This window comes from Nocardioides sp. (assembly GCF_014360585.1).
In the GTDB taxonomy this organism is placed as follows: domain Bacteria; phylum Actinomycetota; class Actinomycetes; order Propionibacteriales; family Nocardioidaceae; genus Nocardioides.
On record NZ_JACIXG010000082.1, the window covers coordinates 1 to 24193 of the forward strand.

Genomic DNA, 24193 nt, shown 5'->3' on the forward strand with positions numbered 1-24193 from the left:
CTCGCCGGCCACGTCCGCGCTGGCCGTCCCGGAGACGTAGGAGGTCTGTGTGGCCACGTCGTGCCCGGTGATCGGGCCGCTCTCGCCGACGACGTGGAAGCTCACCGCAAGGGTCGTGTCGGCCCGCACCGTCGCGTCCACCGGGTCGCTGAGCACCTCGGTGCCCGGGTCGACGGTGACCTCGTCGGCGCCCCCGAAGGTCAGCGGCCGGTTTGTGCCGGGCACCACCGCGGCCCCGTCCCCGGCCAGACCGAGGTGTGCCGAGGAGAAGGTCACCGGACGGTCGCCGAACGCGTTGGACAGGGTGATGCGTACGCCGGAGCCACCCAGCGAGGTGTGCACCAGGTTGCGCACCGACCGGTCCGCCAGACCGACTGCGCCGGTCCCCACCAGGTCGGCCGAGGCACCCCAGGTGCCGACCGGGTGCACCGGCGCGGCCTCGGCCGGGGCCAGGGTTACGAGTGCGATGACGGCGCTCAGAGCGAGCCCGGGAGCAGCGAGACGAGTCCACGACGTAGAGGTCACAGAGAGCACGCTAGGCCAGCCGTCGCCGCAGGTCAGCCGATCTTCTCAGGATTGGGGGAAGCGTCGCGCGCGGTTCGCCGGACGGTCATCTGCACCGTTCAGGAGAGCTGGTCGACCAGTGTCCGCAGCGTCCGCACGGACTTCTTCGACGAGGCGCCGTCGGAGGCCTGGATGCCGTGGACGGAGATGTTGTGGCCGGAGGCCAGATCGACGTTGGGCCACGGCGCGCCCCGGGGGAAGTTGATCGCGAGGATCTCGGCCCACTCCAGGTCACGACGCTTGTAGCCGTTGACGACGGTGAGGCCGTCCTCGCGAGCTTCCACTCGCGACCGGGTCAGCGCGTGCACGCAGACCACGATCCCGAGCCCCACAGCCCCGAAGGTGAGACGCTCGAACATGGTGACCTGGGCCTTGATCTCGGGGGTGAAGCCGACCCAGACCATCGTGCACATCACTCCGAGCGCGGCCACGAGGAACCAGGCCATCACGCGGACGCCCAGCGGACGCCATGTGTGCGGCAGCGTCACCGGCAGGTCCGTTCGGCCAGGCTCGGGTCCGGCAGGCTCGGCAGGGTCAGATCCGGCAGGCATTGATCTCCGTCAGCAGAATGGCTCGGGCGCCCACGGCGTAGAGGTCGTCCATCAGCTTCTGCGAACCCGCCCGCGGCACCATCGCGCGGACGGCGACCCAGCCCTCACGGTGCAGCGGGCTGACCGTCGGTCCCTCGAGACCCGGGGTCATCGCGGAGGCCTCGGCGAGGAACTCGGCACGGATGTCGTAGTCCATCATCACGTAGCTGCGCGCGATCAGGACGCCGTCCAGACGGCGCTTGAACGTCTCGTACTCCGTCGGCAGCTGCGCACCGGACCGGGTGATCACCACGGCCTCGGAGCGCATGATCGGCTCGCCGAAGATCTCCAGGCCGGCCTGCCGCATCGTCGAGCCGGTCTCGACCACGTCGGCGATGGCGTCGGCGACGCCGAGCTGGATCGAGGTCTCCACGGCGCCGTCCAGGCGGGTCACGCTGGCGTCGATGCCCTCACGTTCCAGGAAGTCGGAGACGACCCCGACGTACGAGGTCGCGATCCGCTTGCCGCGGAGCTCCTCGATCGCGGTGAAGGCGCCGGCGCGGCCGGCGAAGTGGAACCGGGAGCGGCCGAAGCCGAGCCCGATGACCTCGTCGGCCTTGGCGCCGGAGTCCAGGAGCAGATCACGGCCGGTGATGCCGATGTCGAGGGTGCCCTCGCCGACGTAGAGCGCGATGTCACGCGGACGCAGGTAGAAGAACTCGACACCGTTCTCGTCGTCGATGAGGGTCAGGAGCTTGGTGTCGTCGCGCTGGCGATAGCCCGCCTCGCGCAGCAGCTCGGAGGCGGAGGTCGACAGCGAGCCCTTGTTGGGCACCGCGATCCGCAGCGGGCGGGTCGTCGACTGCAGATTGGGGCTTTCGGAGTTCATGGAGTTCCCTCAGAGGTGTGAGTAGACGTCGTCGATCGAGATTCCGCTGGCGAGCATGAGCACCTGGGCGTGGTAGAGCAGCTGGGAGATCTCCTCCGCGGTCGCTTCCTTGCCCTCGTACTCGGCCGCCATCCAGGACTCGGCGGCCTCCTCGACCAGCTTCTTCCCGATCGCATGGACCCCGGCGTCGAGCTGCGCCACGGTGCCGGATCCTGCAGGTCGGGTCCGGGCCTTCTCACTCAGCTCGGCCCAGAGCTCGTCGAACGTCTTCACAAGCGCCAAGCCTAGGCCGTACGCTGCCCCGCCCCCGAATCGTCTCACCGAATCGATAGCAGTCCTGCTATGGACCGGCATAGCAGCACTGCGATATCTTGGGCCTCATGAGCACCGACGACGAGGACACCGCGTTCTACGTCGGGATCGCCGCCCAGGTCACCGAGCACCGGATCGCGCGGGGCCTGTCCCAGCGCGAGCTCGCCGAGCTCTGCGGCACGACCCAGTCGGCGATCGCCCGACTGGAGTCCGGCTCCCGCCCACCCAAGATCGACACCCTCCTCCGGGTGGCCGCCGCTCTCGACTGCCGCCTCGAGGTCGGCTTCCACCCCCGCACCAGAGCCCACAGGAGCACGCCATGAAGACCCCTATCGCCGCCGACGAGGTCGAGTCGACCCGCACCGAGCGGTTCCTGGCGGTCGCGCTGACCGCCTTCCTGCTCGTCGGCACCGTGTGGTTCTACATCAAGGTGGCCGGCTGGTGGCCGCGCCACATGGACTGGGACAAGTGCAACGACGGCGTGATGCCGTGCGAGATCGCCGGCCACGAGGCGATGCAGATCGGGATCCGGCTCGGCTTCATCATCCTGCTCTGCCTGATCGGGTTCTGGGTCCTCTACCGGCTGCGCCGCAGCGGCTCCCGCTTCCTCCCGCTCGGCTTCGCGCTCGCCGCGACCGGGGTGATCATGGCCCTGGTCTTCGCCTTCCACTACACCTTCGAGTACGCCGACTTCGGCCCGCTCATCCTGTCGCTGTTCGGCGCGGTGGCGACCGTCGGTGTCTTCGTCGCGGTCCAGCGGCTCCTGGCCAAGCGGATCCCCGCCATGCGCGTACGCAAGGGCGACTGCCCCTACTGCGGCTACCCGGTCCGCGGCAAGCACTGCGAGGGCTGCGGTCGCGAGACCATCGCCCCGTGCTCTGCCTGCGAGGCCGACCGCCGGGTCGGCTCGCTCCACTGCGTCGCCTGCGGTGCTGCGTAACCCTCAACCATCACAACCCTCAACCTCAACTTCAGGGTCAGGGTTGAACCGGGCGTACGGTCGCACGGTGCAGCTTCATACTGTGCTCTTTCATGAGGGCCACGTAGCCCGGCGCGTTGAGCTCCAGGATCGCCGCCGGGTTGGTGCCGGGCTCGATCGTGGCGCGCACCTTGGCCGGCACGCCCATCACCAGGCTGTGGTCGGGCACCTGGGTCCCCTCGACCACCATCGCACCGGCGGCGATCAGGCAGCCGTCACCGATGACCACGGCATCGGAGACGACCGCGCCGTTGCCGATCAGCGACCCGGTCCCGATCCGATCCCCGTGCACCACGCACCCGTGAGCGATCGTGCTGTGCGCCCCGAGCTCGAGGGAGGAGCCCGGACGTACGTGCAGCACCGAGTTGTCCTGCACGTTGGAACCCTCGCCGATGATGATCGGCCCGATGTCAGCACGCAGCACGGCGCCGTACCAGACGCTGGCCTCCGGCCCGAGGCGTACGTCACCGATCAGCGTCGCCGTCGGCGCCACCCAGGCGTCGGGGTGGATCTGCGGACTCTTGCCGTCGAATTCGAAGATGTTCATCAGGCCAGAGCCTAGATGTACTCGGCCTAGAGGCAGGCGTCAGTGCGTTCCTTCGGGACTGACGTGCAGGACGACGCTGGTGAGCCGGGGCAGCACCTCGAGGAGGTGCTCCTCGGCATGGTGGGCGATGTCATGACCGGCGGAGACGCGGAGGTCCGAGGGCACGACGATGTCGCCGTCGGCATGGAGGGTGTGACCGATCCAGCGCAGCCTCAGGCTGCGGACCTCGAGGACGCCGTCCACGGTGCTCACCGCCGCCTTCGCCCTGCGTACGTCCTCGGGGGTGACGGCGTCCATCAACCGCGCGCCGACCTGTTTGAGCGCCGAGCGCAGCACACCGAGGATCGCGATGGAGATCAGCAGCCCGACCACCGGGTCGGCCCAGGGCAGCCCGGCCGCGACCCCGACAGCACCGAGGACCACGGCCAGCGAGGTGAAGCCGTCCGTACGAGCGTGGAGCCCGTCCGCGACCAGGGCCGCCGAGCCGATCTGCCGCCCCACCCGGATCCGGTAGCGCGCGACGAGCTCGTTGCCGCAGAACCCGACCACGCCGGCCGCGGCGACCGCCCAGACGTGCTCGACCTCGCGCGGATGGAAGAGCCGGTCGATCGCCTCCCAGCCGGCCAGGATGCTGGACAACGCGATCATCGCGACGACGAAGAGACCGGCGAGGTCCTCGGCCCGACCGTACCCATAGGTGAAGCGGTCGTTCGCCGGACGCCGGGCAAGCCAGAACGCCACGAGCAGCGGCACCGCCGTCAGCGCGTCCGCGACATTGTGGAGCGTGTCACCCAGCAGAGCCACCGACCCGGTCAAGGTCACGACGACCGCCTGGACACCGGCGGTCAGCGCAAGGACACCGAGGCTGATCCACAACGCCCGCCGGCCACGTACGTCGGCCTCGAGCGCTTCGTCGACCTGGTCCGCCGCATCATGGGAGTGCGCCCCGAACACGTCCGAGACCGCATGCCGGACCTTGGCCCACCGCCCCATGTGCACATGGTCGTGGCTGTGATCATGGCCATGGTCGTGGGCATGGTCGCGTGAGTGATCGTGCAGCGTATGGGTCATGCCGGCTCCTCAGCTGACCGGTGATGCGCCGGCACCTGGTCGAGGAGATGCTCGACGTGACCGATCGTGTCGAGGACCAGCTGGCGCACATGCCCGTTCTCGACCCGATAGAGCACGGAGGTCCCCTCCTTGCGGGTCGTCACCAAGCGCGCCATCCGCATCTTCGCCAGATGCTGCGAGACCCCCGGCACCGGCTTGTCCAACATGCCGGCAAGCTCCGAGACCGACCGCTCCTCGTCCAGCAACAACCCCGCCACCTGAAGGCGAGTGGGATCAGCCAACATCCTCAGCACCTCGACAGCGAGGGTGACCACATCGTCCCCCCAGACCGGAGGTTGCGTATTTGCATGCATGCGCAAATTCTAGGTGGCTCGGCATGCCAGCACTACGCCAGTCCAAGACGCGGCTGCCCGGCCCGTGCTGTGGGAACCGTCGCGGTCGTCGGCTTATGTGCGTCTGGTGAAGCGGATGTCGCCGCTGGGTAGGCGCTCGTGGAGGTATGCGGGGTCGTGGGCGCGGTGGTGGTGATGGGAGCAGAGCAGGGCGGCGTTGTCGAGGTCGGTGGGTCCACCCAGTGCCCAGGCGAGCCAATGATGAGCCTCAGCCCACGTGCCGGGGATGTCGCAACCCTCCGCTTCGCAGGTGGTTGATCTGAGTAGGAGGGCTCGGCGTTGGGCGGCGGTGAAGAACCGTTGAAGGCGGCCGAGGTCGAGGACCTCGGAGGCGCCGCCGAGGACGGCGGGGATGATGCCTGCGTTGCAGGCCAGCCGGCGGGCTTCGGCTGCGGTGATCGGGCTGCCGCCGAGTATCTGCCCGATGCCGGTGTCTTTGCGGAGCTGGTCGAGGTCGATGGTCACGATCACCGTGGTCGCATCCCCGCCATGGATCGGAAGCCTTGCCGGGTCCAAAGTCTCGAGCATCTGGCAGAACGCCCGCCCGAGCCGGCGGGCATAGGGCAGGTAGTCGCCGGTCTCGGTACGGGCGCCGTCATCGCGCCGCGGTGAGGCGAACGCCTCCAGATTGGTCGCCAACCGGTCCGCAGCCGCGTCCGGGACCACCGCCGAGATCCGAGTGGTGCCGTCCCCGACCCTGCGCATCGTGAGCCGAGTCTTCTTCCTAGCGTGGGCCTCTTCGGCCGCGAGCCGCTTGGCTTCCTCGGCTTCGGCGATCTCGGGGGCGATGACATCCAGGATCCGGCGCCCCAGGCGACGCAGCCGGGCGGGATCGAACTGAGTCGCGTGCCCGACCAGGGCCTCTTCGGCCCGGTCCTTGATCTCGGGGTCGAGATCAGCGGGAAGATCATCGAGAGCAGCGACAATCACCTGTGCCTGGACAAGGTTGCAGTCCCCGGCGCGCATCGCAGCAGCAACCCGGCCATAGGTCCGATCCAAAGCGTGCGCAAGCCGGAGATCGGCACGCAGGTCCTCGGGGCGCTGGCGGGTCTCGTGATGCAGCCACGCGGCAATGTCGCGGGCCGCGCTATCGACGGCGACGTCATCGGCAGCAGCCATCACGCGTAGCTCGAGCTCCGCCAGCTGGGCTTTGGCCCGGGCGATCTCGACGAGTGTGGCGGCCTTCTGGTCGGTGGCCATGAACGAGGGGTTCGCGTCCGCGACCTGGTCCAGGGTGTCGGTGATCGCGACCACGGCCCCCAGCACAGGATGCTGGGGCTGCTGCAGTGCGGTCATCTCGATCACCTCCCGACGTACGAACTCAAAGGGGACTTCTGCTGATGCAGATCCCTGCTTGGTTCGCTGGTCCCGGAGGCCCGTCAGTACGGGCTATTACTTACCCTCGCAGCTCAGCGCTCACGCCCCTGGATCCCCTGGAATACCCCACACCCGTTGTCTCCTGGGCTGAGAGGCACGCCTCTGTCGAGGTGGTCGGCCTTCACGTTCACGCCTACCCCCACCATAACATATTATGGACCGAAAGGCACGAGAAACCTGGAACGAAACGACCGAAAACCCAATCAGGGACGGGTATCCCAAACCCAACTCAGACCGCTGCTGGAAGCCCGCAAGACAGCCAAATGGCACCCAGCCCAGACACCCTGCTTCTAAATCTCCCAACCCAGACAACGTATTGGCCCCACCCGTGCTGGAACCAGACACGAGACCAAACAGGCACACATCCAGCCAACCCACACGCAGGCGGCCAGCGAGCGAAGCCCGCTACCCTGACCACGATGCCCACCACCACCATCGCCGCCGCCTACGACAGCCGCGCAGCCGAATACATCGACCTCATCGGAACCATCGACCAGCTCGCAGAACAAGACCGCGACACGATCACCACCTGGCGAGACACCACGACCGGCCGCCTCCTGGACGCTGGCTGCGGCCCCGGCCACTGGAGCCAGGAGCTCACAGCCCAAGGCGTACGCGAAGTAGTTGGCCTAGACGCCTCCGCCGAGTTCATCAAAGCAGCCCGAGAACGCTTCCCGGCCATCGCCTTCCAACAGGCCGACCTCGCCGCGATCCCGCTGGAGGACCACTCGGTCGGCGGCATCCTGGCGTGGTACTCGATCATCCACACCCCGCCCACCGACCTGCCTGCCATCCTGAGCGAGTTCGCCCGCGTCCTCTCCCCCGGCGGTTCGGCGCTGATCGGCTACTTCGACGGCGAGCCCGGTGAGGCGTTCGACCACGCCGTGCACACCGCCTACTACTGGTCGGCAAAAGCGCTCGAAGAGCTGCTCGCCGAGCACGGTTTCGTCGTCGAGCGCACGTCGACGAGGCAGGATCAGGGCGCACGCCGGCCGGGCGACCTGGTCGCAAGACTCATCGCCTGATCGCCGGTCGGCTTGACCCTCACGCGGCGTGAGGCTGAACGATTCCTCCCATGAGCGACTACTACGACGCATTCGAGGTCAGCCCCGTGCCGAAGCCGGGACCCGACGTGGTGGCCCCGGAGCCGTTTCGCGGGATCTACGGGATGCCTCAGTTCCTGACGGTTCCGTGCACCGACCTCGGCGCCTCGACGGACTTCTGGATTCGTGGGCTCGGGTTCATCGAGCTGTTCAGCGTCCCTGGACAGGTGGTGCACCTGCGCCGCTGGATGTTCCAGGACGTGCTGCTCGTCCCTGCGGGCCCGAGCTCACCGAGCCGACGGCGTCGAAGGGCCACGCGACGCGTACTGGAACACCCGCGACATCGAGGTGATCACGCCCGAGCGCACCCGGGTGATCTTCAGCAGCTTCTTCCCGATCACGCGCCAGATGCAGGTCTGCCTCGGACGGATGTTCGAGGCAGACCCCGGCTTCGCGGCCCACTACGACGGCATCCGTGACGGTCTGGCGAGCTGGTTCCGCCAGACCGTCGACGAAGCTGCGAGAGCCGACGGCATCGACCCCGCCCTGGCCACCTGGCGCTGATCAGTAGTGGCGCACGCAGTCGCGCAGGGCGAGCGCGGTCTCCATGGCGGCCGCGGCGGCCTCGTAGCCCTTGTCCTCGCGGGATCCCTCCAGCCCGGCCCGATCGAGCGCCTGCTCCTCGTTGTCGCAGGTCAGCAGGCCGAAACCGACGGGGATGATGTGGTCGATCGCGATCCGGTTCAGCCCGTCGGTGGCAGCCGAGCAGACGTAGTCGAAGTGCGGGGTGCCGCCGCGGATGACGACCCCGAGCGCGACGATGGCGTCGTAGCCGGACTTGGCCAGCGCCGCCGCGGCGACCGGGAGCTCGAAGGCGCCGGGCACCCGGACGACGGTCAGACCGCCGACGGAGGCCTCCTTGAGTGCCCTCTCGGCGCCGTTCAGCAGGCCGGCCATGACCTCGTCGTGCCAGCGTGCCGCCACTACCGCGACTCGCAGGTCGCTCGCGTCGACGACCTCGGGCGTAGGGGCTCCCTTGCCACTCATCGGTTCTCCTCGGAAAGTTTCGGCTCAGACAGATCAGGCAGCGCGTGACCCATCCGGTCACGCTTGGTCAGCAGGTAGGCGAGGTTGTGCTCGTTGGGTCGCGGAGTGAGCGGAACCCGCTCGGCGACCTCGACACCGTACGCCTCCAGATGACTCACCTTCTCAGGGTTGTTGGTCAACAGCTTCACCGAGTCGACCTTGAGGTCGCGCAGGATCTGCGAGGCGGCACCGTAGTGCCGTGCGTCGGCGGGCAGCCCGAGGTCGAGGTTGGCGTCGACGGTGTCCCGCCCGCCGTCCTGGAGCTGGTAGGCCTGCAGCTTGGCGAGCAGCCCGATCCCGCGGCCCTCGTGGCCGCGCAGGTAGACAACCACGCCGCACCCGGCGTCCGCGATCCGCGCGAGCGCCTCCCGCAGCTGCGGCCCGCAGTCGCAGCGCCGCGACCCGAAGACGTCCCCGGTCAGGCACTCCGAGTGCACCCGGGCGAGCACGGGCTCGTTCCCGCCGATGTCACCGTGGACCAGCGCGACGTGCTCGACCTCGTCGTCGGTGGTGAGATAGCCGTACGCGGTGAACTCACCGAACTCGGTGGGCAGCCGTGTCACCGCGCGACGCTCGACCAGCACCTCCGTACGCCGCCGGTAGGTGACCAGGTCGGCGATCGAGATCATCGCCAGACCGTGCTCGTCGGCGAACTCGCGCAGCTGCGGCGCGCGCTGCATCGTGCCGTCGTCGTTGACCAGCTCGACCAGCGCACCGGCCGGCTCCAGGCCGGCCAGCCGGGTCAGGTCGACGGCGGCCTCGGTGTGACCGACCCGCACCAGCACTCCCCCGTCACGCGCGCGCAGCGGGAAGACATGGCCCGGCCGGGTCAGGTCACCGGCCACCGAGCCCGGCCCGGCGAGCAGGCGCGTGGTGCGCGCCCGATCAGCCGCAGAGATACCGGTCGAGACCCCTTCGCGAGCGTCCACCGAGATCGCGTAAGCGGTCTGCTTGCGGTCCTCGTTGACACGAGTCATCGGGGGCAGGTCGAGAGCATCGAGCCGCTCCCCCGGCAGCGCCACGCAGATCACGCCGGAGGACCAGCGGATCGAGAACGCCATCACCTCCGGGGTGGCCAGCTCGGCGGAGAAGATCAGGTCGCCCTCGTTCTCCCGGTCCTCGTCGTCGACGACCACGACCGGCTTCCCGGCCGCCAGGTCGGCGATCGCGTTCTCGACCGGGTCCAGCCGGACACCGGCGTACTGTTCCTCCTGCGTCATGACCGCACTCCTCCCAGAAGCTTCTCGACATGCTTGGCGATGATGTCGGTCTCGAGGTTGACCTCGTCGCCGACGGCCCGGAACCCGAGCGACGTACGCGCCAGGGTCTCGGGGATGAGGCTGACCGTGAACGCGTCCTCGGTCACGGAGACGACCGTGAGGCTGATCCCGTCGACCGCGATCGAGCCCTTCTCGACGACGTAGCGCGCGAGCTCGGGCTCGATGGAGATGGTGACGACCTCCCAGTGCTCGCTGGGCTCACGGGAGACGATGCGCCCCACACCGTCGACGTGGCCCTGGACGATGTGGCCGCCGAGCCGGGTGGACGGGGTGACGGCCCGCTCCAGGTTGACCAGGTCACCGGCCGAGATCGTGTGCAGGCTGGTGCGCTTGAGCGTCTCCAGCATCACGTCGGCGGTCCACTCGTTCTCCCCGAGCGTGGCGACGGTCAGGCAGCAGCCGTTGACCGAGATGGAGGCGCCCAGCTCGGCGTCCGACAGCACCGTCTCGGCCGTGATGGTGAGGCGTACGGCGTCGCCCTGGTCCTCGATCCCGGCGACAGTGCCGAGCTCCTCAACAATCCCGGTGAACATCACTGCTCCCCTTTCTGTGGTTCAAAGATGCTGTGTGGTTCCAAGATGAAGCGCACGTTGGGCTCCTCGCCTTCGGCAGCGGGAGCGAGGACGTCGACCGAGCGCACCCGCGGGCGGAAGGCGTCTGAGATGGTGTCGATCCCGAGGTCGGCGACCGCCGAGCGCCCGGCACCGAGCAGGAACGGGGCGACGTAGACGACGATCTCGTCGACGAGGCCCTCCTCCAGGAACGCCGCGGCCAGGGTCGGCCCGCCCTCGAGGAAGACATGGCGGCGCTCCCGCTTCCACAGCTCGCCCAGCGCCGAGCGCGGGTCGCGGGTGCGCAGCTGCAGCGACGGCGCCTGCGTATCGAAGATCCGGCGGTCCTCAGGAAGGTCGCGCTCCCCCATGACGACCCGCAGCGGCTGTACGCCGAGTGGCCGGTCCTCGGGGTCCCGGATCGTCAGCGCGGGGTCGTCGACCTCGACCGTGTTGGTGCCGACCAGCATCGTGTCGCTCAGCGCCCGAAGCCTGTGGGTGTCGAGCCGCGCGGCGCGCGAGGAGACCCAGCGCGAGGTGCCGTCGACGGCGGCGCTGCGCCCGTCGAGCGTGGTGGCGAACTTCCAGGTGACGTAGGGGCGCTGCAACTCGGCCGCCCGGGTCCAGACTCGGTTGAGGTGACGGGACTCCGCTGCGTACAGGCCCTGCTCGACCTCGATGCCAGCCTGCTTCAGCGTCGCGGCGCCACCGGCGGCGACCGGGTTGGGGTCGGACTGGGCATAGACGACGCGGGCGACGCCCGCGTCGATCAGCGCCTGCGCGCACGGGCCGGTGCGGCCGGTGTGGTTGCACGGTTCGAGCGTCACGACGGCGGTCGCACCGCGGGCCGCGTCCCCGGCCTTGGCCAGCGCGTCCACCTCCGCGTGCGGAGTGCCGGGACCGCGATGGAACCCCTCGGCGATCGTCGACCCGTCAGCCCCCAGGAGTACGCAGCCCACCCGCGGATTGGGATAGGTGGCCGGCCCCGGGGCGCCGATCGCAGCGGCCAGCTCCAAGGCGCGACGCATCGCTCCCGGCTCCGGGCCACGCTGGTCCAAGCTCTTCATCTGATCCCCTCTGGTCCGTCTCACGGACTCCGGGGGTCAGGCCGAGACATCGCGCCGAGCCCTGTGGAACCAGGGTGGTCACGACGAATCGGGCTGCGTGCGTCTTCCCATCCGGACTTTAACCGTCGGTGCAGGAGTTTCACCTGCTCAACCGATGACTGGCTGCCATCGGGTCGCGGACTTCTAAGCCCCAAAATTGGTAGAGGGACTCAGTCACCGCCGGCTCGGAATTTCACCGACCCCAGAGCACGCGAGCACAAGCTCGTCTCCAACAAGTGTGCCACATGCGTGGCACGACCCCGGATCAGGCGTCGACGGCTGAGACGGCCTTCTCCCGGAGCGAGCCGATCATCGCGTCCGGGTCGGCGGCCGAGTAGACCGCGGAGCCGGCCACGAACACGTCGGCTCCGGCCTCGGCGCAGCGCTCGATCGTCTCCAGCGAGACCCCGCCGTCGACCTGCAGCCAGGTCTCGACGCCGGCCTTGTCCATCATCGCCCGGGCCCGGCGGATCTTGGGCAGCACCAGATCGAGGAACTTCTGCCCGCCGAAGCCCGGCTCGACGGTCATCAGGAGCACCATGTCGAGCTCGGCCAGCATGTCCTCGTAGGGCTCGATCGGGGTCGCCGGCTTGAGCGCCATCGACGCGCGGGCTCCCTTCGCCCGGATCTCGCGAGCCAGCCGCACCGGGGCCTTGGTGGCCTCGACGTGGAACGTCACCGAGCCGCAGCCGGCCTCGACGTAGGCCGGGGCCTCGCGGTCGGCGTTCTCGATCATCAGGTGAGCGTCCAGCGGCACCGAGGTGGATCGTGCCAGCGCCTCGATCATCGTCGGACCGAAGGTCAGGTTGGGCACGAAGTGGTTGTCCATCACGTCCACATGGATCCAGTCGGCGCTGGGGATCCTGGCCACCTCGGCCCCGAGGGCGGCGAAGTCGGCGTTGAGGATGGACGGAGTGATCTGGATGTGGCCCACGGAAGGCACCCTAGATGACCTCAGGGGTCACAGGGCAGCAAGGTCGGCGTACGTCATTCCCTCGAGCGTGTCGCGGAAGACCCGGCGCTCGCCGGGGGCGACGGGGACGTGGTTCTCGATGACCAGGACGGTGCAGCCGGCGGCCTCGGCGGAACGGGCACCGGTGTTGGAGTCCTCCACCGCGACGGTGTCCTCGGCCGCGACCCCGAGCGCGGCGGCCGCGGTGAGGTAGGGCTCAGGATGGGGCTTGCCGTTGCGCACCATGTCGCCGGTCACGATGACCTTGAAGGTGCCCTCGGGCAGCTGCTCGAGGATGGGACCGACGAAGCGGGCGTACGACATCGTCACCAGCGCGCACGGCACCCCCTGCTCGACCAGGTCGCTGAGCAGCTCGCGCGCCCCCGGCCGCCACGGGACCTCGCGCTCGACGCGCTCGACCACGCCGTCGAGGAGCATCTCGACGATCTCCTCCGGCTCGTGGGGAAGCCCCATGCCCACCTTGATCAGCCGCGCCGACTCGATCAGCGCGTTGCCGACCAGCTCCATCGCCTGCTCCTCGGACCAGGTCGTCCCGAAGCGCTCCGCGATCGCGAACTCCGTCGCGATCCAGTAGGGCTCGGTGTCGACCAGAGTGCCGTCCATGTCCAGGAGAACAGCCGCAGGTTTCATGGCGGGAATCCTGCCACAGCGGCTTTGCCCGGCCCGCTTTCGGAGGCGTCAGCGGACGTACTCGTCATAGGTCCGCTGGCCGAGGAACGGGGCGACGTGCTGGGCGACGATCCCGACGGGGACGGTCTCACGCTTGAGGACGCCGTACTCCTCGGGCCAGCTGCCGTCGCGGGGCAGCTTGAAGGAGCCCATCAGCATGTCGATCACCGGCAGGTGGATGGCGTAGTTGCGGTCCCAGTAGTCGAGGTGCCGGGCGTGGTGCCAGTGGTGATAGCGGGGCAGGACGATCAGGTACTCGATGAAGCCGAGCCGGATGCCGAGGTTGGCGTGGGCGACGACCGCCTGGATGCCGACCAGCACGGCGTACGCGTTGACGACCGACGTCGAGAAGCCGAGGAAGAGCAGCGGGAGCAGCACGATGCTGCGGGTCAGCACGGTCTCGACGAAGTGCACCCGCGAGCCGGCGAGCCAGTCGAGCTCGGGGCTGGAGTGGTGCACCGCGTGGAAGCGCCACAGCACCATGATCCGGTGGTAGCAGCGGTGCAGCACCGCCTGGGCGAGATCGGCGAGGAAGACCGCCAGCAGGAAGGCCACGACGAAGGGCAGACCGTCGATCCAGGCCTGTACGCCCGGGACCTTCACCGTCGAGACCACCAGCGACGTCGAGGTGGTGACCAGGATCAGGATGAGCTGCACCAGCACGTGGCTCATGAAGAAGTAGCACGCGTCGGTGCGCCAGCCGGGCCGGAAGACCGGCACCGGCCGGCGGGCGAAGGCGTGCTCGAGCGGGATGAAGACCAGCGCGGAGAAGAAGAGCGCGAGCACGAACCAGTCGAGACCGAGCGAGAACGGAGAGTCGTTCACCGAGCCGTCGAACGGGACCTCGGTGCCGCCGAGGAGCACCGCGGCGGTCGCCGTGCCGACACCGATGAACGCCATCCGCTTGTGCTGGTCGCGCAGCACCGCGATCGTGCCGGCGAAGAAGGCGGCGGCCAGGCCGACCAGGAGCAGCGTACGGGCGAAGTCCTCGGTGTAGACGGCGCGGAACTCGCGGGTGGTCAGCAGCTCCGGGAAGTGGAAGCAGAGCACCGTGGCCAGGCTGAGGACACCCAGGAAGCAGGAGCTCGCGGGCGCGAGCAGGTGGTGACCCAGCAGGGCGAGGATGCGCGGCTGCGTTCTGGTGGCATCGGTGTCGGGCATGGCAGCAGTCTGGCCACCCGGTCGCCCGCTCGGCGTGAGCTCACGTACTCATTTCCGACCAGCCACGTCTCCGTAGAGCAGTCAGCCGACGGGGACGGCCTCGAGGCGGTCGGTGCCGGCGTAGATGTTCATCGAGGTCCCGCGCAGGAAGCCGACCAGGGTCAGGCCGTTGTCGTCGGCGAGGTCGACGGCGAGCGAGGAGGGGGCTGAGACGGCGGCGAGCAGCGGGATGCCGGCCATCACGGCCTTCTGGACGAGCTCGAAGGAGGCCCGGCCGCTGACCATCAGCATGCTGTTGCGCAGCGGCACCAGGCCCTCGCGCAGCGCGTGCCCGATGACCTTGTCGACCGCGTTGTGGCGGCCGACGTCCTCGCGTACGCACAGCAGGTTTCCCTCGGCGTCGAAGATCCCGGCGGCGTGCAGGCCGCCGGTGCTGTCGAAGGCGCGCTGCGCCTCCCGCAGCCGCTCGGGCAGGATCGTCAGGAGCTCGGGGGTGACCCGCAGGCTGTCCTCGGCGACGGACCATGCCGAGGACGTACGCACCGCCTCGAGGGACGCCTTCCCGCACAGCCCGCACGAGGAGGTCGTGTAGAAGCTGCGCTCCAGCGAGGCGTCCGGGGGCGGGACGTGCGCGGCCAGGCCGACGTCGACCACGTTGTAGGTGTTGCCGCCGTCGGCGGTCGCGCCGGCGCAGTAGCGGACGCTCGCGACGTCTTCGACGGAGTGCACGACGCCTTCGCTGACCAGGAAGCCGATGGCCAGGTCGAAGTCGCCGCCGGGGGTGCGCATCGTGACCGTCAGGGGCCGTCCGTTGACCCGGATCTCCATCGGCTCCTCGGCGGCCAGCATGTCCGGGCGCCGCGAGACGACGCCGTCGCGCACCCGCAGCACCGGTCGTCCGACTGTCACTCGTCCCATATCAGCTCCAGATGTGAGTGTTGGGCGTTCCTCGCCCCGATACCGGCGTCACAGCAGAAGCCTCGGCCGCTGCGCTTGAGACAGAGGAGACCGACGCAGCGACCCTCGTCGACCACGGCCAGACGGCGACAGCCGCTCTCGGTCATCCGCACCCAGGTCTCCCACAGGTCGGCGTCCGAGGAGGTCGTGCGGCCCTGCAGCGTGCCCAGGGCGCTCGCCGCGCCCTCCTCGCAGGCCTCGGCCTCGTGCGGCTCGATGACCGTCAGCAGCCGTTCACCGTCGACGACGAGCGCGGCATGCACGTGGTCGTCGCGGAACAGGTCGCGTACGTCGCTGCTGGTCGCTGTCGCCGTCAGCAGCTTCGGCCGACGGACCATGGCGTCGGCCACGGTCGCTTCTCCAGGCGCATGCGCCAGCCGCCCGCCGCCGTACTCGACCCCGTCTGTGGGCCGGGTGGGCGGCTTCCCGATCCGGGTGAGCGGCACGCTGTCCTCGGTTCTCTCTGCGGTGCTGGCATCTCCAAGTCTGCCTCGGGACCATCCTGACATCACGCAGGTGCCACCAGTTGAACCGTCGACTCGGCACGGGATCACCGGGCCACGTACGATCTGCCTACCCTACGACTGGTCCCGGAGGTTCAGTGAACGAGATCCAGCTCAGCGACCTGAGTCTGGGACGCCATATCGCCCAGGGCTCGCAGGGCCGCATCATCGAGCTGGCCGACCATCCCGGGACGGTCGTGAAGCTCTACCGGACCCGTGAGCTGGGCCTCGTCGACGGCCGTGCCCTGGCGGAGCTGGTGCGCATCCGCGGGCTGGTCGAGAGCGAGGGTCTCCAGGTGGACCACTTCGCCGCCTGGCCGCACACGGTGGTCTTCGACGGGCTGCGTACGGCGGGCTTCCTGATGCAGCGCGTGGCCGAGCCGTTCCTGGCCGGGTTCGGTCCGACGACCTCGCTGGCCGAGCTGGGGCTGCTCGTGAACACCGGAGACGTCCAGCAGCCGGGGGTCTACGAACGGGTGCTGCTGATGCGGGCGCTGGCGGCGGTGATGGATGCGCTGCACCGTCAGGGGCTCGTCCTCGGCGATCTCTCGCCGCGCAACATCGCCTGGTCGGTCTCTCCGGTCCCCCGGGTGATGCTGCTCGACTGCGACGGGATCCGGCCCGCCGGTGAGGACGGCGTCCTGCCGCCCGCCGACACCCGCGGCTGGGAGGATCCCAGCAACGCCGGGCGGCCGCCGACCGCCGACAGCGACCGGTTCAAGCTGGCTCTCACGATCGCCCGCGTCCTGACCGGGAACCGCAACGTCGCCCCCGCCCTCCGGCCGGACCTGGGCTTCGCGGGCGAGGCCGGCATCCTGGTCGGCCCGCTCACCCGGCTGATGGACCAGGCCGCCGGTCCTCCCGGGCTCCGCCCGACCGCCTCCCAGTGGGCCACCGTCCTGGACGTACGCACCCCCTGGGCCGGCGCCGCAGCGCCGATGGCGCCCCCGGCGCGCCCGCCGATGCCACCGCCGTTGCCGCCGGCGATGCGTTCGCGCGGTCCGTCCCCCAGCGGGGAGATCCTGCGGCCGTTCCGGCGGCCGCGCTGATGAGGGCCGTCATCGCCACGCCCGTCGACGGGTCTCTGAGTGCTGGTCGCTGAGGCCGAGCGGCTCCTCACCGACGACCTGGTCGAATGGCTCGCCGACCTGGTCGACCCTGCACTGGTCCGGTGTGAGTCGCCGAAAGCACGACGGCAAGGGATGGTCGGTGCGGTCGTCCACCGCATCGGCGTCAACGAGACCTTCGGACTGCTGCACTTTCGTGACGGGCTCGAGCACAACCCGTTGCCGCTGCGCGATCCCGACGGGCTGCGGCTGGTGCTGGTGACGAGCCGCGGGGAGGACCTCGGCCTGGACGACGTCGAGTTCGTCGACTGGAGCCGCGACGACGACTGCCAGCGCTGCCGCACGGCGCTGGAGAGCTGGGAGCCGCCTGCCTTCGACCGTGGCTCACGGATCACGTCGGTCGGCGCGCTCCACATCGCCTACGACCACTCCGACCGCGCGGGGATGACGGCCAAGGAGGTCCTCTCCCGGCTCCGGCCGGCGGTCGCCGAGGCGAACGCGGCGCTGAGCTCATGGGACGGCGCGACGGTCGGCGCCTACTGGTACCCGGCCACCGAGACCTGGGCGCACGTCGTCCCGCTACGCCTGGACCCTGCGGCCGAGCCGGTCGCCGGCGTGCTCATCCGGCACCCCGACGGCTATCACCTCGTCACGATCCTCACCCGGCGTACGGCCTTCTGGAACCTCGTCAGCGTCGGTCAGGTGCCACCGGCCTGGCTCGACAATCCTGTCCTCGACAACCCGGCAGACGACCCGGTCACCGAGCCGACCACCCCGACCACCGAGTGACCTCGACCGAGATCACCGGCCCCTGAGGCGCCTGCTCGCGGTAGTCGGCGTACTTCGCGACCAGCGGCTCCAGGTCGTAGGACTCGTGCACCCTCGCCACCCCGTCGACGCGCGCCCACCACAGCTGGTCCCAGTCGTCGGCATACTCGTCGACCAGCACCGACACTCGCGGGTTCGCCGCGATGTCGTCGAGCCGCCGAAGCCGCGTCGTCGACTTCGGCTTGTGGTCGACGGCGGTGATGAGTATGCCGCCGGCCACCGCGAACACGATCGGCACCACCCGCGGCGTCCCGTCTGCGGCCACGGTCGCCAGCCGCGCGACCCGCGCCGACGCGAACCGCTCCCGGACCCACTCCTGCTCATGCCTCACGCCTCGACCCTAGCGGCCACAAGCGGCGACGAATTTGCCTGCGACACACCTGCTCGCGGCGTGTCGCAGGTCGACCGGGCGGCCGTTGTGGCCGCCGGCCCATGGGGGCGAGGTCAGTAACTCACTCGTGCCCCACCACCCAGCTCGGTCTGGAGCTGTCGGGCAAGCATCGTTCCCTCGCTGGAGACCGCGTCCATCATCGCCTCGAGCTCATCGGTGAAGCCGTCGTCGCCGTCCAGCAAGAGATTGATCGGCAGCGTACGTTCGTTCCAGTCGACCAGTGCGGAACGCATGGTTTCGGAGACCGGGAGCTGGTCAAGAGGAACGACCCAGCCCGCATTCGTGCGCATCGGACTCCCACCAGGCAGGCCCCAGCCGACCTCCAGCTGGTACGGCGGCTCGATTAGAACGAGCGACTGGATCATCTCGTCGTCCAGCAGGGCCAGCAACTCGGCCATCGAAAGCCTGAATGCACGCGGGAGCCGCACCCCCTGCTCGTCCAGACGCATGCGCGACCAACGTACGAATGGCGTGCATCGCTTCACGTAGGCGTCGAACGCCTCGGGCGACAGACGCATCTCCAGGGCATCTGCTATCCCTCCCGGCTCCACGCGACTCCTAAGGCCGAGAACGTCGGCCCATGCGACGCTCAGGGGTTCCCGCCAACGCCGAATGGTCAGGCCCTCCGGCGCGATCTTCAATGCTGGGCCGCGGCCGAGGACGGGCTCGGCATACCTGAGCCACGCGAAGGCACCCATGAAGAGCGCCCAGGCCGCACCTCCGAGGGTCGGCGCGACCTCCCCTTCGACCGCCCCGACGGCTGCGAAGACGACGCCACCGACGACCTGGAGGCCCCAGAAGAGCGCGCCAGACCCAACCTTCAGGGGATGCAGGCCGACGGAAAGGCTTCCGCCGGCTTCCAGGCGTTCTCGATACTCGGCAACTCGCATCGCACCCATACACCGCTCCTCAGCACCATCCCCCGACCGGCAGAGGATCGTGGCACACCTCGACATCGATGCGACCACCGGGTGCTGATGCTCTCCGTATCGTCTTCAAGGACGAGCCGGAGGCATCACGCAGGGCTCAGTCCTCCGGGTCGTAGCCCAGGTTCGGCGAGAGCCAGCGCTCGGCCTCGGTCATCGTCCAGCCCTTGCGCTTGGCGTAGTCGGCGACCTGGTCCTGCCCGATGCGCCCGACGACGAAGTACTGCGAGTCGGGGTGGGCGTAGTAGAGGCCGGAGACCGAGGCGCCGGGCCACATGGCCATCGACTCGGTGAGCTCGATGCCGGTCTTCTCCTTGACGTCGAGGAGCGACCAGATGGTCTGCTTCTCGGTGTGGTCGGGGCAGGCCGGGTAGCCCGGGGCGGGCCGGATGCCGGTGTACTTCTCGGCGATCAGGTCCTCGTTGGTCAGCGAGCCGTCGGTCTCGTCGGCGGCGTAGCCCCAGAACTCGGTGCGTACGCGCTGGTGGAGCCGCTCCGCGAACGCCTCTGCCAGGCGGTCGGCGAGCGCCTCGACCATGATCGCGGAGTAGTCGTCGAGGTCCTCCTTGAACGCCATGACCCGCTCGGGCAGGCCGATCCCGGCGGTCACCGCGAAGGCGCCGACGTGGTCGGGCCCCGCGCCGACCGGCGCGACGAAGTCGGCCATCGACTTGTTGGAGATGCCGTCGCGGTGCTGGCCCTGTTGGCGCAGCTGGAACAGCGTCGCCCGCTCCTCGGCGCGCGAGGGGTCGGTGTAGACGACCACGTCCTCGCCGGTCGAGTTGGCCGGGAAGAGTCCGTAGACGCCGCGCGCCTCGATCCACTTCTCCTCGATGATCTTGTCGAGCATCGCCTGCGCGTCGTCGTAGAGCTTGCGCGCCTCCTCACCCGTGGCCGGGTTGTTGAGGATGTCGGGGAAGCGGCCCTTCATCTCCCAGGAGTTGAAGAACGGCTGCCAGTCGATGTAGTCGCGCAGCTCGGCTACGGGATAGTCCAGCAGCGTGTGCACCCCGGGCTGCGCCGGCGCCGGAGGCATCAACGAGTAGTCGATCTCGGGCTTGTTGGCCTTCGCCTGGACGTGCGTGAGGGAGACCCGCTCGCGCCGCTCGGCGTGGCGAGCGCGCAGCGAGTCGTAGTCGTCCTTGACCTCGGCCATCAGCTTCTCGCGCCGGCCGGCGTCGAGGAGGGCTGCCGCGGTCGGCACCGAGCGGGAGGCGTCCTTGACCCAGACGACCGGACCGTCGTACGCCTTGTCGATCTTGACCGCGGTGTGGGCCCGCGACGTGGTGGCGCCGCCGATGAGCAGCGGCAGGTCGAGCCCGACCCGCTGCATCTCGGTGGCGAAGCCGACCATCTCGTCGAGCGAGGGCGTGATCAGCCCGGAGAGGCCGATGATGTCGGCGTCGTGCTCCTTGGCGGCGTCGAGGATCTTCTGCGCCGGGACCATCACACCGAGGTCGATCACCTCGTAGTTGTTGCACTGCAGCACCACGCCGACGATGTTCTTGCCGATGTCGTGGACGTCGCCCTTGACCGTGGCCATCACGATCGTGCCCTTCTTGGTCTCGGCATCACCGGGCTTCTTCTCGGCCTCGATGAACGGGATCAGATAGGCGACCGCCTTCTTCATCACCCGGGCGCTCTTGACCACCTGCGGCAGGAACATCTTGCCGGCGCCGAACAGGTCGCCGACGACGTTCATTCCGTCCATCAGCGGGCCCTCGATGACCTCGATCGGACGGCCGCCGCGAGCCGAGATCTCAGCGCGGAGCTCCTCGGTGTCGGCCTCGACGTGGGCATCCAGGCCCTTGACCAGCGCGTGGGTGATCCGCTCGCCGACCGGCAGCTCGCGCCAGGCCTCGGCCTTCGCCTCGGCCTCGGGGGTGTCCCTGTTGTACTTGGAGGCGATCTCCAGCAGCCGCTCGGCCGCGTCGGGCCGCCGGTTCAGCACGACGTCCTCGATGCGGTCACGCAGCTCGGCGTCGACCTCGGAGTAGGGCACGAGCGCGCCGGCGTTGACGATGCCCATGTCCAGGCCCGCCTCGATCGCGTGGTAGAGGAAGACCGCGTGGATCGCCTCGCGCACCGGGTTGTTGCCACGGAAGGAGAAGCTCACGTTCGAGATGCCGCCGGAGACCTTGGCGCCCGGGAGGTTCTGCTTGATCCAGCGGACCGCCTCGATGAAGTCCTGGCCGTACGTCGCGTGCTCCTCGATCCCGGTCGCGACCGCGAACACGTTGGGGTCGAAGATGATGTCCTCGGGGTCGAAGCCGACCTCGTCGACGAGGATCCGGTAGGCGCGCTCGCAGACCGCGATCCGGCGCTCGTAGGAGTCGGCCTGGCCGTCCTCGTCGAAGGCCATCACGACCGCGGCGGCGCCGTAGCGCTTGCACAGCTCGGCGTGCTCGACGAAGGACTCGACGCCTTCCTTGAGGGAGATCGAGTTGACGATCGGCTTGCCCTGGACGAGCTTCAGCCCGGCCTCGATGACCTCCCACTTGGAGGAGTCGATCATGATCGGCACCCGGCTGATGTCGGGCTCGGAGGCGATCAGGGTCAGGAAGCGGGTCATCGCCGCGACCCCGTCGATCATTCCCTCGTCCATGTTGACGTCGATGACCTGCGCGCCGTTCTCGACCTGCTGGGCGGCCACCGAGAGGGCGGTGTCGAAGTCACCTGCCTTGATCAGGTTGCGGAACCGCGCCGAGCCGGTGATGTTGGTGCGCTCCCCCACGTTGACGAAGAGGCTCTCCTCCGTCACCGTGAACGGCTCCAGACCGGACAGGCGCAGCGCGGGCTTCACCTCAGGGATGTCGCGGGGCGCGACGCTCTCGACCTGCTTGGCGATCTCGGCGATGTGGGCCGGCGTGGTGCCGCAGCAGCCGCCGACGAGGTTCACGAAGCCGGCGGTGGCGAACTCGTGGACGTGGCCGGCCGTGTCGCTCGGGCCCTCGTCGTACTCGCCGAAGGCGTTCGGCAGGCCCGCGTTGGGGTAGCACGACACGAACGCGTCCGAGATCCGGGCGAGCTCGGCGATGTAGGGGCGCATCTCCTGCGCGCCGAGCGCGCAGTTGAGGCCGACCAGGAGCGGCTCGGCGTGGCGTACGGAATCCCAGAACGCCTCGGTGACCTGCCCGGACAGCGTGCGCCCGCTGGCGTCGGTGATCGTCCCGGAGATGACGACGGGCCAGCGGCGGCCGTAGTCCTCGAAGACCTGCTGGACACCGAAGATCGCCGCCTTGGCGTTGAGGGTGTCGAAGATGGTCTCGATGAAGATCAGGTCCGAGCCGCCCTCGAGGAGCGCGCGGGTGGCCTCGGCGTAGGCGTCGCGGAGCTGCTCGTAGGTGACGTTGCGGGCACCCGGGTCGTTCACGTCGGGGCTGATGGAGGCCGTACGCGACGTCGGGCCCAGCGTGCCGGCGACATAGCGCGGCTTGTCGGGCGTCGAGTAGGCGTCCGCGGCAGAGCGGGCCAGTCGGGCCGCCTCGAAGTTGATCTCGTAGGCGAGGTCGACCATGTCGTAGTCGATCAGCGAGACCGCGTTCGCGTTGAACGTGTTGGTCTCGATGATGTCCGCGCCGGCCTCGAGGTATTCGCGGTGGATGCCCTCGATGATCTGCGGCTGCGTGAGGTTGAGCAGGTCGTTGTTGCCGATCAGGTCGACGTGCCAGTCCTTGAACCGCTCGCCGCGATAGCCGGCCTCGTCGGGACGGTCACGCTGGATCGCCGTGCCCATCGCGCCGTCGAGCACCATGATCCGCTCCTTGAGGGTGGCAGACAGGGTCTCGGTGACATCAGGGCGCAGACTCACTCTTGGTTCCTTCCCGGCGTGCATGCTGGTGTGATCGGCTTTGCCTGAAACACGCTACGGCGTAGATGTGCGGGCAACGCCATCTCATTCCGCATCCTGACACCGCCAGTCCACCAGGTGGGAATTCGTGAGGTGTACGCAGGGTGAACGACGCCGTCGGACTGGTGGTCATGGCTAGGGTGGAGAGGTGATCGAGATCGAAGAGACCCGCGACCTGGTTGATCCTGTGGTGATCGCCGCGTTCGAGGGATGGAACGACGCGGCCGATGCCGCGTCCGGCACGGTTGACCATCTGATGGACGTCTGGCATGCGCGGGTGGTGGCCGAGATCGATCCCGAGGACTTCTACGACTACCAGGTCAACCGACCGGTCACCGGCACCGACGAGAACGGCTTCCGTTCGATCACCTGGCCGACCACCCAGGTCGCCGTCTGCTCCCCGCCCGATCTCGACCGCGACATCATCCTGGTTCGCGGGATCGAGCCCAACATGCGCTGGAAGCAGTTCGTCGGCGAGATCCTGGAGTGCGTCGACGAGCTCGGCGGCCAGCTCGTGGTGACTCTCGGCGCGCTCCTGGCCGACGCCCCGCACACCCGCCCGATCCCGGTCTCCGGCACCGCCACCGAGCCCGACCTCGTCGACCGGCTCAAGCTCGACTCGCCGACGTACGAAGGGCCGACCGGCATCGTCGGCGTCGTTCAGGAGGCCTGCGTCCAGTCCGACATCCCGGCGGTCTCCTACTGGGCGGCGGTCCCCCACTACGTCGCCGCGCCGCCGTGCCCCAAGGCCACCCTCGCGATCATCAACAAGATCGAGGACCTGCTCCAGTGCTCCATCCCCCTCGGCGACCTCCCCGAGGACGCCAAGGCCTGGGAGCGCGGCGTCAACGACCTCGCCGAGGAGGACGAGGACGTCTCCGACTACGTACGCTCCCTGGAGGAGGCCCGCGACACCGTCGACCTCCCCGAGGCGAGCGGTGACGCGATCGCCCGGGAGTTCGAGCGCTACCTCAAGCGTCGCTCCGACGACTCGTAGCCCCCGTCGGTCGAGCCCGCCCACCGCTGGTCGAGCCGCCGGAGCCCCGCCCCGCTGGTCGAGCCGCCGGAGCCGCTAGGCGGAGGCGTGTCGAGACCAACACAGTCCCCTGTCGCGCTCGATAGGACTGTGTTGGTCTCGACA

Annotated in this window: 26 protein-coding genes, 1 pseudogene and 1 riboswitch; of the genes and pseudogenes, 7 read left to right on the forward strand and 20 right to left on the reverse strand. The window is 69.0% G+C overall.

Annotation, left to right across the window (positions count from 1 at the left end):
• The 4 genes and pseudogenes from H5T77_RS20965 to H5T77_RS20980 all read right to left on the reverse strand — a co-directional run.
• Window positions 1–525, reverse strand: a pseudogene (locus H5T77_RS20965) (SGNH/GDSL hydrolase family protein); the annotation flags it as partial.
• A gap of 98 nt (window positions 526–623) precedes the next feature.
• Window positions 624–1052 (reverse strand): PH domain-containing protein, encoded by a 429-nt coding sequence (locus tag H5T77_RS20970; RefSeq protein WP_292652552.1) that lies wholly within the window; start codon window positions 1050–1052, stop codon window positions 624–626.
• A 46-nt stretch (window positions 1053–1098) separates the two neighbouring features.
• Window positions 1099–1983: an ATP phosphoribosyltransferase gene (gene hisG, locus H5T77_RS20975; RefSeq protein WP_292652553.1), complete on the reverse strand. Its 885-nt coding sequence runs from the start codon at window positions 1981–1983 to the stop codon at window positions 1099–1101.
• Between the two features lie 9 nt (window positions 1984–1992).
• A complete protein-coding gene (locus H5T77_RS20980) occupies window positions 1993–2256 on the reverse strand; it encodes a phosphoribosyl-ATP diphosphatase (protein ID WP_292652554.1) in 264 nt (87 codons plus the stop codon).
• A 107-nt stretch (window positions 2257–2363) separates the two neighbouring features.
• Between H5T77_RS20980 and H5T77_RS20985 the strand changes: the two genes are divergently transcribed.
• A complete protein-coding gene (locus H5T77_RS20985; RefSeq protein WP_292652555.1) occupies window positions 2364–2618 on the forward strand; it encodes a helix-turn-helix domain-containing protein in 255 nt (84 codons plus the stop codon).
• Window positions 2615–3235: a hypothetical protein gene (locus tag H5T77_RS20990; RefSeq protein ID WP_292652556.1), complete on the forward strand. Its 621-nt coding sequence runs from the start codon at window positions 2615–2617 to the stop codon at window positions 3233–3235. The genes H5T77_RS20985 and H5T77_RS20990 overlap by 4 nt, the downstream gene beginning before the upstream one ends.
• A gap of 37 nt (window positions 3236–3272) precedes the next feature.
• Here H5T77_RS20990 and H5T77_RS20995 read toward each other — a convergent pair whose 3' ends face one another.
• The 4 genes from H5T77_RS20995 to H5T77_RS21010 form a co-directional block, all read right to left on the reverse strand.
• Window positions 3273–3821: a gamma carbonic anhydrase family protein gene (locus tag H5T77_RS20995; RefSeq protein ID WP_292652557.1), complete on the reverse strand. Its 549-nt coding sequence runs from the start codon at window positions 3819–3821 to the stop codon at window positions 3273–3275.
• A gap of 39 nt (window positions 3822–3860) precedes the next feature.
• Window positions 3861–4892: a cation diffusion facilitator family transporter gene (locus tag H5T77_RS21000; protein ID WP_292652558.1), complete on the reverse strand. Its 1032-nt coding sequence runs from the start codon at window positions 4890–4892 to the stop codon at window positions 3861–3863.
• Window positions 4889–5245 (reverse strand): ArsR/SmtB family transcription factor, encoded by a 357-nt coding sequence (locus tag H5T77_RS21005; protein WP_292652559.1) that lies wholly within the window; start codon window positions 5243–5245, stop codon window positions 4889–4891. The genes H5T77_RS21000 and H5T77_RS21005 overlap by 4 nt, the downstream gene beginning before the upstream one ends.
• A gap of 93 nt (window positions 5246–5338) precedes the next feature.
• A complete protein-coding gene (locus H5T77_RS21010; RefSeq protein WP_292652560.1) occupies window positions 5339–6580 on the reverse strand; it encodes an HNH endonuclease signature motif containing protein in 1242 nt (413 codons plus the stop codon).
• A 500-nt stretch (window positions 6581–7080) separates the two neighbouring features.
• Here H5T77_RS21010 and H5T77_RS21015 point away from each other — a divergent pair, with 500 nt between their 5' ends.
• Both H5T77_RS21015 and H5T77_RS21020 read left to right on the forward strand, forming a co-directional pair.
• Window positions 7081–7686, forward strand: a complete 606-nt coding sequence (locus H5T77_RS21015; protein ID WP_292652561.1) for a class I SAM-dependent methyltransferase — start codon at window positions 7081–7083, stop codon at window positions 7684–7686.
• A 366-nt stretch (window positions 7687–8052) separates the two neighbouring features.
• On the forward strand, window positions 8053–8268 hold the full coding sequence (locus H5T77_RS21020; RefSeq protein WP_292652562.1) for a TipAS antibiotic-recognition domain-containing protein: 216 nt from the start codon (window positions 8053–8055) through the stop codon (window positions 8266–8268).
• On the opposite strand, the gene ribH is transcribed toward H5T77_RS21020, so the two are convergent.
• The 9 genes from ribH to H5T77_RS21065 all read right to left on the reverse strand — a co-directional run bounded on the left by ribH (window position 8269) and on the right by H5T77_RS21065 (window position 15933).
• Entirely contained in the window at window positions 8269–8751 is a 483-nt protein-coding gene (gene ribH / locus H5T77_RS21025) for a 6,7-dimethyl-8-ribityllumazine synthase (RefSeq protein ID WP_292652563.1), read from the reverse strand.
• Entirely contained in the window at window positions 8748–10010 is a 1263-nt protein-coding gene (locus H5T77_RS21030; RefSeq protein ID WP_292652564.1) for a bifunctional 3,4-dihydroxy-2-butanone-4-phosphate synthase/GTP cyclohydrolase II, read from the reverse strand. Before H5T77_RS21030 ends, ribH begins: the two co-directional genes overlap by 4 nt.
• Window positions 10007–10603, reverse strand: coding sequence for a riboflavin synthase (locus H5T77_RS21035; protein WP_292652565.1), 597 nt, complete (start codon window positions 10601–10603; stop codon window positions 10007–10009). The genes H5T77_RS21030 and H5T77_RS21035 overlap by 4 nt, the downstream gene beginning before the upstream one ends.
• The gene (gene ribD, locus H5T77_RS21040) at window positions 10603–11688 is read right to left on the reverse strand and encodes a bifunctional diaminohydroxyphosphoribosylaminopyrimidine deaminase/5-amino-6-(5-phosphoribosylamino)uracil reductase RibD (protein WP_292652566.1); all 1086 of its coding nucleotides are present in this window, start codon (window positions 11686–11688) and stop codon (window positions 10603–10605) included. Before ribD ends, H5T77_RS21035 begins: the two co-directional genes overlap by 1 nt.
• A gap of 93 nt (window positions 11689–11781) precedes the next feature.
• Window positions 11782–11942, reverse strand: a riboswitch (FMN riboswitch).
• A 50-nt stretch (window positions 11943–11992) separates the two neighbouring features.
• The gene (rpe, locus tag H5T77_RS21045) at window positions 11993–12661 is read right to left on the reverse strand and encodes a ribulose-phosphate 3-epimerase (protein ID WP_292652567.1); all 669 of its coding nucleotides are present in this window, start codon (window positions 12659–12661) and stop codon (window positions 11993–11995) included.
• 27 nt (window positions 12662–12688) lie between these two features.
• Entirely contained in the window at window positions 12689–13330 is a 642-nt protein-coding gene (locus H5T77_RS21050; protein ID WP_292652568.1) for an HAD family hydrolase, read from the reverse strand.
• A gap of 48 nt (window positions 13331–13378) precedes the next feature.
• On the reverse strand, window positions 13379–14530 hold the full coding sequence (locus H5T77_RS21055) for a sterol desaturase family protein (RefSeq protein ID WP_292652569.1): 1152 nt from the start codon (window positions 14528–14530) through the stop codon (window positions 13379–13381).
• Window positions 14531–14611: 81 nt separating this feature from the next.
• A complete protein-coding gene (fdhD, locus tag H5T77_RS21060; RefSeq protein WP_292652570.1) occupies window positions 14612–15448 on the reverse strand; it encodes a formate dehydrogenase accessory sulfurtransferase FdhD in 837 nt (278 codons plus the stop codon).
• Window positions 15436–15933: a CBS domain-containing protein gene (locus H5T77_RS21065; protein WP_292652571.1), complete on the reverse strand. Its 498-nt coding sequence runs from the start codon at window positions 15931–15933 to the stop codon at window positions 15436–15438. The genes fdhD and H5T77_RS21065 overlap by 13 nt, the downstream gene beginning before the upstream one ends.
• Window positions 15934–16088: 155 nt before the next feature.
• On the opposite strand from H5T77_RS21065, the gene H5T77_RS21070 reads away from it, so the two are divergent.
• Together H5T77_RS21070 and H5T77_RS21075 are read left to right on the forward strand one after the other, a co-directional pair.
• Window positions 16089–17039, forward strand: coding sequence for a hypothetical protein (locus H5T77_RS21070; protein ID WP_292652572.1), 951 nt, complete (start codon window positions 16089–16091; stop codon window positions 17037–17039).
• A gap of 39 nt (window positions 17040–17078) precedes the next feature.
• Window positions 17079–17846, forward strand: coding sequence for a hypothetical protein (locus H5T77_RS21075; protein ID WP_292652573.1), 768 nt, complete (start codon window positions 17079–17081; stop codon window positions 17844–17846).
• On the opposite strand, the gene H5T77_RS21080 is transcribed toward H5T77_RS21075, so the two are convergent.
• From H5T77_RS21080 to metH, 3 genes are all read right to left on the reverse strand, one after another.
• A complete protein-coding gene (locus tag H5T77_RS21080; RefSeq protein WP_292652574.1) occupies window positions 17815–18216 on the reverse strand; it encodes a TIGR03668 family PPOX class F420-dependent oxidoreductase in 402 nt (133 codons plus the stop codon). The genes H5T77_RS21075 and H5T77_RS21080 overlap by 32 nt on opposite strands.
• A gap of 113 nt (window positions 18217–18329) precedes the next feature.
• Window positions 18330–19175: a hypothetical protein gene (locus H5T77_RS21085; protein WP_292652575.1), complete on the reverse strand. Its 846-nt coding sequence runs from the start codon at window positions 19173–19175 to the stop codon at window positions 18330–18332.
• Window positions 19176–19302: 127 nt separating this feature from the next.
• Entirely contained in the window at window positions 19303–23037 is a 3735-nt protein-coding gene (metH, locus tag H5T77_RS21090; protein ID WP_472850360.1) for a methionine synthase, read from the reverse strand.
• A gap of 163 nt (window positions 23038–23200) precedes the next feature.
• Here metH and H5T77_RS21095 point away from each other — a divergent pair, with 163 nt between their 5' ends.
• Window positions 23201–24049: a PAC2 family protein gene (locus tag H5T77_RS21095; RefSeq protein ID WP_292652577.1), complete on the forward strand. Its 849-nt coding sequence runs from the start codon at window positions 23201–23203 to the stop codon at window positions 24047–24049.
• The last annotated feature ends 144 nt before the right edge of the window (window positions 24050–24193 follow it).

Bases quoted from the DNA above. Each gene is read 5' to 3' on its own strand.
- H5T77_RS21010 (WP_292652560.1), bottom strand. From the start codon at position 6,580: ATGACCGCACTGCAGCAGCCCCAGCATCCTGTGCTGGGGGCCGTGGTC.
- metH (WP_472850360.1), bottom strand. From the start codon at position 23,037: ATGCACGCCGGGAAGGAACCAAGAGTGAGTCTGCGCCCTGATGTCACC.
- H5T77_RS21035 (WP_292652565.1), bottom strand. From the start codon at position 10,603: ATGTTCACCGGGATTGTTGAGGAGCTCGGCACTGTCGCCGGGATCGAG.
- H5T77_RS20995 (WP_292652557.1), bottom strand. From the start codon at position 3,821: ATGAACATCTTCGAATTCGACGGCAAGAGTCCGCAGATCCACCCCGAC.
- hisG (WP_292652553.1), bottom strand. From the start codon at position 1,983: ATGAACTCCGAAAGCCCCAATCTGCAGTCGACGACCCGCCCGCTGCGG.
- H5T77_RS20985 (WP_292652555.1), top strand. From the start codon at position 2,364: ATGAGCACCGACGACGAGGACACCGCGTTCTACGTCGGGATCGCCGCC.
- H5T77_RS20990 (WP_292652556.1), top strand. From the start codon at position 2,615: ATGAAGACCCCTATCGCCGCCGACGAGGTCGAGTCGACCCGCACCGAG.
- H5T77_RS21050 (WP_292652568.1), bottom strand. From the start codon at position 13,330: ATGAAACCTGCGGCTGTTCTCCTGGACATGGACGGCACTCTGGTCGAC.
- ribH (WP_292652563.1), bottom strand. From the start codon at position 8,751: ATGAGTGGCAAGGGAGCCCCTACGCCCGAGGTCGTCGACGCGAGCGAC.
- H5T77_RS21000 (WP_292652558.1), bottom strand. From the start codon at position 4,892: ATGACCCATACGCTGCACGATCACTCACGCGACCATGCCCACGACCAT.
- H5T77_RS21005 (WP_292652559.1), bottom strand. From the start codon at position 5,245: ATGCATGCAAATACGCAACCTCCGGTCTGGGGGGACGATGTGGTCACC.
- H5T77_RS21085 (WP_292652575.1), bottom strand. From the start codon at position 19,175: ATGGGTGCGATGCGAGTTGCCGAGTATCGAGAACGCCTGGAAGCCGGC.
- ribD (WP_292652566.1), bottom strand. From the start codon at position 11,688: ATGAAGAGCTTGGACCAGCGTGGCCCGGAGCCGGGAGCGATGCGTCGC.
- H5T77_RS21015 (WP_292652561.1), top strand. From the start codon at position 7,081: ATGCCCACCACCACCATCGCCGCCGCCTACGACAGCCGCGCAGCCGAA.
- fdhD (WP_292652570.1), bottom strand. From the start codon at position 15,448: ATGGGACGAGTGACAGTCGGACGACCGGTGCTGCGGGTGCGCGACGGC.
- H5T77_RS21030 (WP_292652564.1), bottom strand. From the start codon at position 10,010: ATGACGCAGGAGGAACAGTACGCCGGTGTCCGGCTGGACCCGGTCGAG.
- H5T77_RS21055 (WP_292652569.1), bottom strand. From the start codon at position 14,530: ATGCCCGACACCGATGCCACCAGAACGCAGCCGCGCATCCTCGCCCTG.